At 73.1% G+C, this 12490-nt stretch carries 9 protein-coding genes; 5 read left to right on the top strand and 4 right to left on the bottom strand.

The features are described 5' to 3' along the window. Positions 1 to 205 precede the first annotated feature (205 nt). Together QCN29_RS04350 and QCN29_RS04345 are read right to left on the bottom strand one after the other, a co-directional pair. Positions 206 to 1990 (bottom strand): ABC transporter ATP-binding protein, encoded by a 1785-nt coding sequence (locus QCN29_RS04350; RefSeq protein ID WP_279926329.1) that lies wholly within the window; start codon positions 1988 to 1990, stop codon positions 206 to 208. A gap of 29 nt (positions 1991 to 2019) precedes the next feature. Then, positions 2020 to 3729: an ABC transporter ATP-binding protein gene (locus tag QCN29_RS04345; RefSeq protein WP_279926328.1), complete on the bottom strand. Its 1710-nt coding sequence runs from the start codon at positions 3727 to 3729 to the stop codon at positions 2020 to 2022. 241 nt (positions 3730 to 3970) lie between these two features. Between QCN29_RS04345 and QCN29_RS04340 the strand changes: the two genes are divergently transcribed. The 5 genes from QCN29_RS04340 (at position 3971) to QCN29_RS04320 (ending at position 10268) form a co-directional block, all read left to right on the top strand. Further along, positions 3971 to 5041 carry a FecCD family ABC transporter permease gene (locus QCN29_RS04340; RefSeq protein WP_398859111.1) on the top strand — a complete coding sequence of 357 codons (1071 nt, stop codon included), beginning with the start codon at positions 3971 to 3973 and terminating at the stop codon, positions 5039 to 5041. 848 nt (positions 5042 to 5889) lie between these two features. Next, positions 5890 to 6963 (top strand): FecCD family ABC transporter permease, encoded by a 1074-nt coding sequence (locus QCN29_RS04335; RefSeq protein WP_240135657.1) that lies wholly within the window; start codon positions 5890 to 5892, stop codon positions 6961 to 6963. After that, positions 6960 to 7889: an ABC transporter ATP-binding protein gene (locus tag QCN29_RS04330; protein ID WP_279926327.1), complete on the top strand. Its 930-nt coding sequence runs from the start codon at positions 6960 to 6962 to the stop codon at positions 7887 to 7889. The genes QCN29_RS04335 and QCN29_RS04330 overlap by 4 nt, the downstream gene beginning before the upstream one ends. A 114-nt stretch (positions 7890 to 8003) precedes the next feature. Beyond that, on the top strand, positions 8004 to 9584 hold the full coding sequence (locus tag QCN29_RS04325; protein ID WP_279926326.1) for an amidohydrolase: 1581 nt from the start codon (positions 8004 to 8006) through the stop codon (positions 9582 to 9584). A gap of 141 nt (positions 9585 to 9725) precedes the next feature. Continuing rightward, positions 9726 to 10268 (top strand): GNAT family N-acetyltransferase, encoded by a 543-nt coding sequence (locus QCN29_RS04320; RefSeq protein ID WP_279926325.1) that lies wholly within the window; start codon positions 9726 to 9728, stop codon positions 10266 to 10268. Positions 10269 to 10393: 125 nt separating this feature from the next. Here QCN29_RS04320 and QCN29_RS04315 read toward each other — a convergent pair whose 3' ends face one another. Both QCN29_RS04315 and argB read right to left on the bottom strand, forming a co-directional pair. Continuing rightward, positions 10394 to 11572, bottom strand: a complete 1179-nt coding sequence (locus QCN29_RS04315) for an acetylornithine transaminase (protein ID WP_279926324.1) — start codon at positions 11570 to 11572, stop codon at positions 10394 to 10396. After that, the gene (gene argB / locus QCN29_RS04310; protein ID WP_279926323.1) at positions 11569 to 12480 is read right to left on the bottom strand and encodes an acetylglutamate kinase; all 912 of its coding nucleotides are present in this window, start codon (positions 12478 to 12480) and stop codon (positions 11569 to 11571) included. The genes QCN29_RS04315 and argB overlap by 4 nt, the downstream gene beginning before the upstream one ends. Positions 12481 to 12490: the final 10 nt, after the last annotated feature.

Here is a 12490-nt window from a genome sequence, read left to right as displayed (position 1 = left end):
ATTTCCCAGCCCGTCCGGCGATTGAGGACAGAAACAGCCCCGTCGGCGCTTGAGGCGCGGGGGCCAGAGCCCCAGCCTCGCCGGAGCTTGAGGCGCGGGGGTGGCGCGGAGCCCCCGCACCGGGGTCTGGGGCGGAGCCCCAGTCAGGCCCGCCCCTCGCGGTGGCGCGAGGGGCGGGCCCTTTCAGCAGTACCGCAGACCGCGGTCACACCACCCCGGCAGGCTCCCGCCGGCTGTCGGCCCACGCCGCCCACAGCGTGGCGTAACGGCCCCCCGCCGCGACCAGTTCCTCGTGCGTGCCCGTCTCCACGATCCGGCCCTGGTCGAGGACCACGATGCGGTCCGCGGTGGCGGCCTGCGGAAGCCGGTGGGCCACCATCAGCCCCGTACGGCCCTCGAGTGCCCGCACCGCCGCCGTCTCCAGCACGCGCGCGCCCGCGCTTCCCGCGTCGGCGGTGGCCTCGTCGAGGATCGCTATGGGCGGATCGGCCAGCACCAGCCGGGCCAGTGCCAGGTGCTGGGCCTGCGTCACGGTCAGGGTGTGCCCGCCCTCGCCGACCACCGTGGCGAGGCCGTCGGGAAGCGCGTCGGCCCACTCCAGCGCCCCGACGCGGTCCAGCGCCGCGCGCAGTTCCCCGTCGGTGGCGTCCGGCCTGGCCAGCCGGAGGTCCTCGGCCAGCGGGCCGGCGAACACATGCACTTCCTGGCTGATCAGGGTCACCGCGCCGCGCACACCCGCGGGCCCCAGGTCCCGGGTGTCGACTCCGCCCAGGGCGACCGATCCGTTCTGCGGCTCGTGGACTCCGGCGACGACCTTGGCCAGGGTGGTCTTGCCCGCCCCGCTCGCGCCCACCAGCGCCACCCGCTCGCCGCTGCGCACGTCCAGGCAGACGTCGGTCAGCACGGGACGGCCGGCGGTGTAGGCGTGGCTGAGCGCCGACACCTTGACGGAGCCGTCGACGGGGGAGGGCGCCTCCTCCGGCGTCTGCTCGGCCGGGAGCTTGGACACCCCGACGAGGCGGGCGAAGCTGGCGCCCGCCGACTGTGCGTCGTCGAGCAGGAAGAGCGCCGCGTTCACGGGGTTGAAGAGGCTGTGGAAGTACAGCGCCGCGGCGGTGGCCGTGCCGATGCTGACCGATCCGCTGTCGACGAGCACGAAGCCGGTGGCGAGCATCGCGGCCAGGCCGACGAACTCCGCGAGATTCAGCCGGGAGAAGAAGCCGGTCACGATGTGGATGCCGCGCAGGGCGATGTCACGGGCGTCGCGGGACCGCTGGTCCAGCAGCGAGTGGTGCGCGCCGACCAGCCGGAAGGCGCGCACGGTCCGCACCCCGCCGACGCTGTCGAGCAGCTGGTGCTGCAATGCGCCGGTGGCGAGGCGGTGTTCCGCGTACACGGGGGCGGCGCGGCGCATGTACCAGCGCACCGAGAACACCTGCACCGGCATCGCCAGCACCGCTGCGAGGAGGAAGCGCCAGTCGAGCACGGCGAGCCCGACGAGGGTCAGCACGATGGTGAGGGCGGAGCGGGAGAACTCCGGCAGCGCCTGTCGCACCGACTTGGCGATCATGGTGACGTCGCTGGTGACCCGGGAGACCAGGTCCCCGGAGCCGGCCGCCTCGACACGTTCCAGCGGCATCCGCAGCGCCCGCTCGATGAACTGCTCGCGCAGGGAGGTGAGGACGGTCTCGCCCAGGCGTGCGACGAGGGAGCTGCCGATCGCCGTGGCGACGCCGCGCGCCAGCGCGACCGCGATGAGCAGCACCAGCGGGACCGTCAGCGACTGCGCGCCCCGCTGCTGTGCCACCAGGTCGACGATGTACCCGAGGAGGGGCGCGGTCAGCAGACCGATCCCGGTGCCGGCGACCAGCACGGCGATCGCGGCGCCCGCGAGCCGGCCGTGGCCGCGCAGCATCGTGCGGAGGGCCGCCATGCTCTCGGCGCCGGTGGCTGTGGGCAGGACTGCGCGCTGGGGGCTGGTTCCGCTCATCGTCTCTTCTGTCTGTGGGGTGCCGGACGTCATGCCAGGACCACCGCCCGGTAGGTCTCGTCGGCGGTGAGTTCGTCGTGCCGCCCCTCGGCCGCGGCGACGCCCTGGTCGAGGACCACGACCCAGTCGGCCGTCGCGAGGAGGGCCGGGCTGGTGGTGACCAGAACGGTGGTGCGGCCCCGGCGGGCGTCGCGCAGCCGTGCGGCGATCCGGGACTCGGTGACGGTGTCCACAGCGGTGGTGGGGTCGTGCAGCACCAGGACGCGCCGGTCCGCGGCCAGCGCACGGGCCAGGGCCACGCGCTGGCGCTGGCCGCCGGAGAGGGAGCGGCCGCGTTCGGCGAGCACCGTGTCCTCCCCGTCGGGCAGCAGCCGGGCGACTTCGTCGGCGGCCGAGGCGTGCAGCGCGCCGTCGACGGCGGATGCGTCGACTCCCGGCCCGTCCCCAGCCGCTCCGGCGCGTACGTTGTCCAGCAGGCTGCTCTCGAACAGTTCGGCGTTGTGGTGGGCGACCAGCACATGGCGGCGCAGTTCGTCGGGGTGGAGCCCGGTCAGCGGCATGCCGTCCAGCTCGATCACCCCGCCGGCCGGGTCGGCCTCCCGGGACAGACAGCGCAGCAGATCGCCCGCGGCGGCCGGGTCCCGGGCGACGATTCCGGTGACGCTGCCGGGGCGGATGTCCAGGTCCACCGAGCGGAGCGCGCCCAGCGAGACTCCCCGCAGCCGGATGTGCCCTGACGCGCCGTCGGCCGGTGCGGCGTCGCCGCCCGCGACGGCGGCGGGCGCGGCCAGCACCTCGGCGATCCTGCGGGCCGACGCGCGGCCCTGGGCGAACTCCGCGTTCACATACGTGAGCAGCTGGAAGGGGCCGAGGAGGAACTGCGCCAGGCTCACCGCGGCGACCAGCTCGCCGATGCTGATGTCGCCCCGCATCGCCAGGTACGCGCCCACCAGTCCGATGCCCGCGATGAAGACCCCGGTCAGGGTGAGGACGGCGCCCTCGTGGCCGGCCCGGCTGCGCGCGGCCCGCAGCGCCGCGGCGAGGGACTCGCGGCTGGTGGCGCGGTAGCGGGCCACGGCGGCGGACTCGGCGCCCATGCCCTTGAGCACCCGCAGCCCGGAGACCAGGTCGGCGGCGACGCCGGAGGCGTGGGCCGCGCGCTCCTGCTCGGTCTCGCTGCGCCGTTCCAGCGGCCGGCTGATGCGGTGCCCGAGCCACAGCAGCGGCGGGATGCCGAGCAGCACGAGCAGGCCGAGTGGCACGGAGATCCGCAGCAGGGCCACCGCGCTGACGGCCAGTGCGGCGATCGCGGAGAGCCCGTACGACATGACGGTGGCGACGGAGCCCACGCGCCGTGCGTCGTTGGTGGCGATGCTGGAGAGCGCGCCGGGCAGTCGGCCGTCGTCGGCGCCGCCGCGGGGGTCGAGCACCCGTGCCGTGAGCTCCAGCCGCAGTTTGTGCGCGGCGTGTTCGCCGGCGCCCTCGGTGATCCGGGCGCTGGTGCGGTAGCACGTGGACAGCACCAGGAACAGCACCGCGAGCACGGTCAGCCAGCGCAGCAGGGTGCCGGAGGAGCCGGTGGCCACCGCCTCGTCGATGATGACGCCGATGACCACGGGCACCAAGGCCTCGCACGCCTGGTGGGTCATGCCGAGCAGGGACGCCGCGGTCACCCGGCGGCGCTCTCCTCTGATCGCCTTGCGGAGGACATGTCCCCCCGTAGGCCCGCCGGCTGGCATAGGCTCCTCCATGAACATGACCGGATAGTTAGGTAAGGCTACTCTAACCAAGCCCCGGGTTCCTGTCTGCGGCCGGGGCGGGTCGCCGGGCGCGTTCCGCGTGGTCGCGGGGGATGCGGCAGCGCCGACCTGCGCGTTGACCCTCGCTACGCGTTCGGTTAGGCTCACCTAAGTATCGATCTGTTGTCCGTGCGTCAGATTTCTAGCGGTGCGTCCGAGCTGCTGCCGGGGGGAGTTGTCGTTGTCGGTGGAAGCCCGGGCGGTGTCCGGACAGCGGCCCGCCGCCCCCGCCGTCCTCCCGAAGGCCGGCCGGACGGCCGCGGCGCTCAGGGGTGCGGGCCTGCTCGCGGCCCTCGGCGCGCTCGTCCTGGTGGGGCTGCTCAGCGTCTGGGTGGGCACCAGGGGCATCCCGTTCACCGCGACCTGGAGCGCGCTGTGGAACCCGGACGGGTCGGAGACCTCGGTCATCATCCACGACTACCGCATCCCCAGGACCCTCCTCGGGCTGCTCGTCGGCATGGCCCTCGGCCTGTCCGGTGCGTTGATGCAGGCCCTGACGCGCAATCCGCTCGCCGACCCGGGTCTGCTCGGCATCAGCCTGGGGGCCTCCGCCGGCGTGGTGGTGGCCATCGCCTTCCTCGGTGTGGGCGCGCTCCTCGGCTATGTCTGGTTCGCGTTCCTCGGGGCGGCCGTGGCCTCGGCAGCGGTGTACCTGCTGGGATCCTCGGGGCGCAAACTGGCCACGCCCGAGCGGCTGGTCGTGGCGGGCGCCGCGGTGACCGCCGTGCTGTACGCCTTCAACTCGACGGTCCTGCTGCTCTTCCCGCAGGCGTTCGACAAGTTCCGCTTCTGGACGGTGGGGTCGCTGGCGGGCCGGTACTTCGACGTCGTGTACGTCATCCTGCCGTTCACCGCAGTGGGGCTGCTGATCGCCCTCGGGCTCGCCCCCTCGCTCAACGCCCTGGCGATGGGCGATCAGGTGGGCCGCGCCCTGGGTCTGAACGTCGGCCGGACCCGGGTGCTGGGCGCGGTCGCCGTCATGCTGCTGTGCGGCTCGGCCACCGCCGCGGCCGGGCCGATCGGCTTCGTCGGACTCGCCGTTCCGCATGTCGCCCGGTTCGTCGCCGGCCCCGACCAGCGCTGGGTGCTGGCGTACTCGATGCTGCTCGCGCCGGTCCTGCTGCTGGGCGCCGACGTCCTGGGCAGGGTGCTCGGCGCGCCGGGCGAGATCCAGGTCGGCATCGTCACCGCGTTCCTGGGCGCCCCGCTGTTCATCGCGCTGTGCCGCCGCCGGAAGCTGGTCATGCTGTGAGCGACGCGCGCGAGGCAGCCGGGCGGCAGGTGGGGACGATGTCCGCGGTTTCGCCGAGCGGGCGGAGAAGCGAACAAGACGATGCTGTGAGCGACGCGCGCGAGGCAGCCGGGCGGCAGGTGGGGACGATGTCCGCGGTTTCGCCGAGCGGGCGGAGAAGCGAACAAGATGATGCTGTGAGCGACGCGCGCGAGGCAGCCGGGCGGCAGGTGGGGACGATGTCCGCGGTTTCGCCGAGCGGGCGGAGAAGCGAACAAGACGATGCTGTGAGCGACGCGCGCGAGGCAGCCGGGCGGCAGGTGGGGACGATGTCCGCGGTTTCGCCGAGCGGGCGGAGAAGCGAACAAGATGATGCTGTGAGCGACGCGCGCGAGGCAGCCGGGCGGCAGGTGGGGACGATGTCCGCGGTTTCGCCGAGCGGGCGGAGAAGCGAACAAGACGATGCTGTGAGCGACGCGCGCGAGGCAGCCGGGCGGCAGGTGGGGACGATGTCCGCGGTTTCGCCGAGCGGGCGGAGAAGCGAACAAGATGATGCTGTGAGCGACGCGCGCGAGGCAGCCGGGCGGCAGGCGGGGATGGTGTCCGCGGTTTCGCCGAGCGGGCGGAGAAGCGAACAAGACGATGCTGTGAGCGACGCGCGCGAGGCAGCCGGGCGGCAGGTGGGGACGATGTCCGCGGTTTCGCCGAGCGGGCGGAGAAGCGAACAAGATGATGCTGTGAGCGACGCGCGCGAGGCAGCCGGGCGGCAGGCGGGGATGGTGTCCGCGGTTTCGCCGAGCGGGCGGAGAAGCGAACAAGACGATGCTGTGAGCGACGCGCGCGAGGCAGCCGGGCGGCAGGTGGGGACGATGTCCGCGGTTTCGCCGGTGTGCCGCTCCCGTGTTGTCACCGGGATGGTCCTCCGCACCGGACGCGGCGGGCTGTCGATCCGGGTTCCCGGACGCGCCCTGGCCCTGACCGCCGTGTTGCTCGCCGCCCTTGTCGTCGTCATGGGGATCACGCTCACCACCGGCGACTACGAACTGTCCGTCGGCGAGGTCCTCAGGGCCGTGACGGGCAACGACTCGGGCGCCGCGGACTTCATCGTCAACACCCTGCGCATGCCCCGCCTGCTGACGGCGCTGTGTGTGGGCGCGGCGCTGGCGGTCAGCGGGGCCATTCTGCAGAGCCTCACCGCCAACGCCCTCGGCAGCCCGGACATCATCGGCTTCACCAACGGTTCGGCCGTCGGCGCGCTGGTGGTCATCATCGTGCTGCACGGCAGCATGACGCAGATCGCGTTGGGCGCGCTGATCGGCGGCCTGGCCACCGCCCTCGTCGTCTTTCTGCTGATGCTGGGCCGCGGGCTGCAGGGCTTCCGGCTGGTCGTCATCGGCATCGGCGTCAGCGCGCTGCTGCTGGCCGTCAACTCGTATCTGATCACCAGGGCCACTTTTCAGGAGGCGCTGGAGGCTCAGGCGTGGCTGATCGGCAGCCTGGGCAACCGGGGTTGGCAGCACGCGAACGCCATCCTCGTCGCCGTGGCCGTGCTGCTCCCGCCGGCCTTCGTCCTCTCCCGCCGTCTGTCCATGGTGGAGATGGGCGACGCCACGGCCGTCGCCCTCGGCGTCCGGGTGACCGGGACGCGTACGGCGCTGCTGCTCATCAGCGTCGCCCTCGCGTCGTTCGCCACCGCGGTGACCGGACCCATCGCCTTCATCGCCCTCGCCGCGCCCCAACTGGCCCGCAGGCTCACCCGCGCCTCCGGCCCGGCGCTGGCCTCGTCGGCGCTCATGGGCGCGCTGCTGCTGACCGCGAGCGACCTCGCCGCACAGCGCGTCTTCTCTCCCGCACTCCTTCCGGTGGGCACCGCGACCGGCACCATCGGCGGGCTGTATCTGATCTGGCTGCTGGTCACCGAGTCGCGAAAGAGCCGCGCATGACTGGAACGACGCCGCGCGTGAACGGCGCTCCCGAGCAGGCCGGGGCGGCCGGGGCGAGCCGCCCGCAGCCCCGGCTGCGGGCCGAGGACCTGACACTCTCCTACGATCAGCGCACCGTGGCCGCCGGCCTCGGCGTCGACATCCCGGACAACTCCTTCACGGTCATTGTCGGGCCGAACGCCTGCGGCAAGTCCACCCTGCTCAAGGCCCTGGCGCGGATGCTCAAACCGCGCCGGGGACAGGTCTTTCTGGACGGCGCGGCCATCGCGTCCTACCGCTCCCGCGAAGTCGCCCGCCGCCTCGGACTGCTGCCCCAGTCGTCGACCGCGCCCGGCGGCATCACCGTCGGCGACCTCGTGGCCCGCGGCCGCTATCCGCACCAGCGGCTGTTGAAGCAGTGGTCCGCCGAGGACGAGGCGGCCGTCACCGAGGCGATGCGGCAGACCGGGGTGCTGGACCTCGCCGACCGGCCCGTGGACGACCTCTCCGGCGGCCAGCGGCAGCGCGTCTGGCTGTCCATGGTGCTCGCCCAGCAGACACCCGTCCTGCTCCTGGACGAACCGACCACCTTCCTGGACATCGCCCACCAGGTGGAGGTGCTCGACCTGTGCGCGGAACTGCACGCGCGCCGCAGGCACACCATCGTCGCGGTCCTGCACGACCTCAACCAGGCGTGCCGCTACGCCACTCATCTGATCGTGATGAAGCCGGGCGGCACGGTCGCCGCCGAGGGGCCTCCGGCGACCGTGATGACCCAGGAGCTGGTCCAGGACGTGTTCGGGCTTCCGTGCCGGATCATCGACGACCCGGAGACCGGCACACCGCTGATGGTGCCGGCCGCGCCCCGGCGCCATGAGCCGGCCGACGCGGCAGGGGAGCAGCGGGCCCCGTCCGCCGTCGGCGTCGCGGTCTCCGAGAGTTCCTGACCTCTCCGGCCCGCCTGCTGATCCCCCGTACGCCTGCTGACCTGACCTGACCTGACCTGACCGGACCCGACCTGCACCTGACCTGTATGTCCGACCCAGGGGACGGAACCGCCCATGCTCTGCACGAGGCTGACGAACGCTCACTTCATCACCATGGACCCGGACCATCCCGTCGCCCATGACCTGGGCATCTGGCGGGGCCGGATCGTGGGCCTGGACGAGGCCGCGACCTCTCTGCCGGCTCGTGAGGTCGTGGACCTCCAGGGAGCGACCGTGCTGCCCGGGTTCATCGACAGCCATGTCCATCTGGCGTGGACCGGGCTGAAGGCCGGCACGCCCAGCGTCGCCCCCTGCGAGCGGGCCGACGACGTCCTCGCGGTCGTGGAGCAGGCCGTGGAGCGTACGCGCGGGGACGGCGCCTGGGTCGATGTCGCCGGATACGACCAGCGTGCTCTCGGCCGTCATCTGACCGCGGCGGAGCTGGACCGGGTCAGCCGCGGGCGCAAGGTGTTCCTGATGCACGACTCCGGGCACGCCTGCGTCGTGAACAGCGCCGTGCTGGAGATGCTGCCCGGCGATGTCCCGCACCAGGGCGGCTTCCTGGCGGAGAGCGCCATGACCGCGGCACGGCGGCTTCGTCTGCCCTATGCGCAGACCGAGATCGCCGACGCCGTCGAGCGCGCCGGCCGGGTCTGCCTCGCGGAGGGCGTGACCGCCTGCGCGGAGGCGGGCGTCGGCGGCGGCCTGCTGGGGCACAGCCCCGTCGAGCTGGGCGCGTACCAACTGTTGCGCGACCAGGGCCGGCTGCCCTTGCGCGTCCAGCTCATGGCGGCTGCGGACACCCTGCGGCCGCTGGAGGTCCACCGGGAGGACGGCATCCCGCGCGCCCTCGACCTCGGCCTGCGCACCGGCTTCGGTGACGACTGGCTCTCCGTGGGAGCGCTCAAGATATACACGGACGGCGGGATGATGGCGCGGACGGCCGCGCTCACCGAGCCGTACGAGGGCATGACGCACACCGGTCAGCTGCAGGCCGACCCCGCGCATCTCGCCGACCTGATCGTGGACGGGCATCTCGCCGGGTGGCAGCTTGCCGTCCACGCCATCGGGGACCGGGCCGCCGACCTCGCGCTGGACGCACTGGAGCGCGCCCAGCGGCTGCGCCCCCGCCCGGACGCGCGCCACCGCATCGAGCACGCCGGCCTGATCCGCCCCGACCAGCTCCCGCGCTTCGCCCGGCTCGGCGTCAGCGCCGTCGTCCAGCCGAACTTCCTGCGCTACTTCGGCGACGACTACGCGACGATCATGGGTGAGGAGCGGGCGCCCTGGATGTACCGGGGGCGGTCCTTCCTCGACCACGGGGTCACGCTCGTCGGCAGTTCCGACCGGCCCGTTGCGGACGGATCGCCGCTGCGCGCCGTCCAGTTCATGGTCGAACGCGCCTCCGTCTCGGGACAGCGCATCGGGCCCGACGAAGCCGTCGCCGTCGACGAGGCCCTGCGCGCCTACACGGTCGCCGGAGCGTACGCCTCGCGGCAGGACGACAGCGCGGGCACGCTCACGCCGGGCAAGCGCGCCGATCTCGTCGTACTGGGCGACGACCCGCGCCGCGTCGAACCGTCCGAGATCGGGGACATCGAGGTCGTCGCGACGTTCGTGGACGGGCGCGAGGCGACGGAGGGGCACAGGCTGTGAGCGTGTCCGCGGGGCGCGCCGATACGACTTGGCCAGACGCTTAGGTAAGGCTAACCTAAGCTTGACTGTTTCGCCGGGGTGAACGAAGCAGGCCGAAAGGGCCCTCCCGCACGGTGGAACCGAGGAAGGAACGCCTTGAACATGGCCATGCCGCGTCCTGCCACCATGCCGCCCCGCGCGCCCCACCCGCACTGCCCGTCCCCTGCCGTTTCTGCCGCCGCATTCTCGGTCCGCTCCGCACATCCCCGGGACGCCGCCGAACTCGCCGCTCTCTCACAGCCGTTCGTCCGCTCCGGCGCACTGCGGCCACGCCCTTTCCACCTCTACGCGCAGCACGCGACCGACTTCCTCGTGGCCGAGGGGCCGGACGGCGCCCTGGACGGCTGCCTCGCCCTGCGCGTCCAGGGGGCGGCAGCGCACGACGGCCGGAGTGCCGGAGTCGTGTACAACTTCTGCGTGGCACACCGCAGGCAGGGCAGCGGTGTGGGCGCCCGGCTCCTGGCCGCCGCGCTGGCTGAGGGCCTTTCGCGGTCACTGGACGCGCTGTTCACCGCGACGACCGGCAGCGGTCGGCTCTTCCTGCGGCACGGGTTCACCCCGGTTCCCGCCGACCTGGCCCCCGCGGCCTGGGCGAGGTCGCTGGACCCGCGGCGCAACGCCCAGGTGCTCGCCAGGGTCCTCTGAACGGACGAAGGGGCCCGAGCTTTCGGCTCAAGCCCCACCATGTCTCCGTTCACGTCGACTTCCGTACGTCGACTTCCGGTCTCCGTGCACGCCGACTTCCGCATGCCGTCTTCCGTGCGCCGACGTCAGCCGTCCAGGATGCCGGGCAACTCCTTCACCAGCGCCGCGATGTCCTCCTCGGGCACCGTCAGGGCCGGAGCCAGCCGCACGGTCGACGCACCCGCGGCGTTCACCAGGAAGCCCGCGTCCTGAGCCGCCCGCTGCACCTGCGCCGCAACCGGTTCGGCGAGCACCACGCCCAGCAGCAGCCCGGCGCCCCGCACTCCGTGCACACGGGGGTGCCTCAGCTCCTCGATGCCGCGGCGCAGCGCCGCGCCCTTGCGCACGACCTGCGCCAGCAGCCCCTCCGCCTCGATCGTCTCCAGTACGGCGAGCCCCGCCGCGCAGGCCACGGGGTTGCCCCCGAAGGTCGAGCCGTGGTGCCCCGGGCCCAGCAGCCCGGCCGCTTCGCCGAACGCCACCGCGGCGCCGATCGGCAGCCCGCCGCCCAGCCCCTTGGCGAGCGTGATCACGTCGGGTTCCAGGCCGGGGACCGACTGGTGGGCGAACCAGCGGCCGGTCCGGCCGACGCCGGTCTGCACCTCGTCCAGCACCAGCAGGGTCCCCGTGCGACGCGTGATCTCCCGCGCGGCCCGCAGATAGCCATCCGGCGCGGGCACCGCCCCCGCCTCGCCCTGGACCGGCTCCAGGACGACGGCCGCGGTGTCCTCGGTGACCGCCGCCCGCAGAGCGCCCTCGTCCCCGAACGGCACATGGGTGACGTCACCGGGCAGCGGCAGGAAGGGATCACGTTTCGCGGGCTGCCCCGTCAGGGCCAGAGCGCCCATGGTGCGCCCGTGGAAGCCGTTCTCGGCCGCGACGACATGGGTCCGCCCCGTCCGCCGGGCGATCTTGAAGGCGGCCTCGACCGCCTCCGCGCCCGAGTTGGCGAAGAACACCCTGCCGGGCCGCCCTAGCAGGCCCACCAGCCGCTCCGCCAGCGCGACGGCCGGCTCGGAGACGAACAGATTGGACACATGCCCCAGCCGGGCGATCTGGGCGGCGACCGCGTCCGCCACGGCGGGGTGCGCATGCCCGAGCGTGTTGACCGCGATCCCGCCGGTGAAGTCCGTGTACGCCCGCCCCGACGCATCCCAGACGGTGCTGCCCGCACCGCGCACCAGGGCCAGCGGGGGAGTGCCGTAGGCGTCCATCATCACCGCTCTCCAGCGGTCGGTCAGCGAGGCGGCGGCATCGGCCGTCATGCGTTCATCTCCTCATCCACCGGGGCCGGATCGGGAACGACGGTCGTGCCGGGGCTCTTCTGGGCGAACACACCGCTCAGCACCGCGTGCGGCACACGGCCGTCGAGCACATGCGCCCGGGCCACACCCGAGCGGACCGCCCGCAGACAGCCCTCCATCTTCGGCAGCATCCCGCTCGCCAGACCCGGCAGCAGCACGTCCAGCTCACCGGCCGTCAGCCGCTCGATCACCTCGGTGCTGTGCGGCCAGTCCGCGTACAGCCCCGCCACATCGGTCAGCATCACCAGGCGCTCCGCCCCGAGGGCCACGGCCAGTGCGGAGGCGGCGAGATCCGCGTTGACGTTGTAGATCTGGCCGTCCGCGCCGCGGGCGACGGGAGACACCACCGGGATCCGTCCCTGCTCCAGCAGCCCCCGAACCGTCCCCGGCTCCACGGCGACGACGTCGCCGACCTGGCCGATGTCCACCGGCCGGCCGTCCACCCACGCCGGACGCCGCACCGCGGTCATCGTATGGCCGTCCTCGCCCGACATCCCCACCGCGAACGGCCCGTGCGCATTGATCGCGCCGACCAGATCACGCTGGACCCGGCCCGTCAGCACCATGCGGACCACGTCCATCGCCTCCGGCGTCGTCACCCTGAGGCCCGCCTCGAAGCGGACCTCCAGATCGAGCCGGTCGAGCATGGCGCTGATCTGCGGGCCGCCCCCGTGCACCACGACGGGATGCAGCCCGGCGTGCCACAGCTCCACCACGTCCTGGGCGAAGGTCCGGTGCAGCGCGGGGTCAACCATGGCGTTCCCGCCGAACTTGACGACGACGGTGCGGCCCTGGAGCTCCTCCAGCCACGGAAGGGCGTCGGCCGGCAGACCGGCCCCGGCCGCACGCTGATCGGCGGCGGTCGTCATCCCCGACCTG

The organism is Streptomyces chengmaiensis (genome assembly GCF_029846775.1).
In the GTDB taxonomy this organism is placed as follows: Bacteria; Actinomycetota; Actinomycetes; order Streptomycetales; family Streptomycetaceae; genus Streptomyces; species Streptomyces chengmaiensis.
The sequence above is the reverse complement of the archived record's forward strand: the minus strand, read 5'-3'. Positions and strand labels throughout refer to the sequence as shown.

Coding starts and splice junctions, on each gene's coding strand:
- QCN29_RS04350 (WP_279926329.1), bottom strand. CDS start 1,990: ATGAGCGGAACCAGCCCCCAGCGCGCAGTCCTGCCCACAGCCACCGGC.
- QCN29_RS04345 (WP_279926328.1), bottom strand. CDS start 3,729: ATGCCAGCCGGCGGGCCTACGGGGGGACATGTCCTCCGCAAGGCGATC.
- QCN29_RS04335 (WP_240135657.1), top strand. CDS start 5,890: ATGTCCGCGGTTTCGCCGGTGTGCCGCTCCCGTGTTGTCACCGGGATG.
- QCN29_RS04330 (WP_279926327.1), top strand. CDS start 6,960: ATGACTGGAACGACGCCGCGCGTGAACGGCGCTCCCGAGCAGGCCGGG.
- QCN29_RS04325 (WP_279926326.1), top strand. CDS start 8,004: ATGCTCTGCACGAGGCTGACGAACGCTCACTTCATCACCATGGACCCG.
- QCN29_RS04320 (WP_279926325.1), top strand. CDS start 9,726: ATGGCCATGCCGCGTCCTGCCACCATGCCGCCCCGCGCGCCCCACCCG.
- QCN29_RS04315 (WP_279926324.1), bottom strand. CDS start 11,572: ATGACGGCCGATGCCGCCGCCTCGCTGACCGACCGCTGGAGAGCGGTG.
- argB (WP_279926323.1), bottom strand. CDS start 12,480: ATGACGACCGCCGCCGATCAGCGTGCGGCCGGGGCCGGTCTGCCGGCC.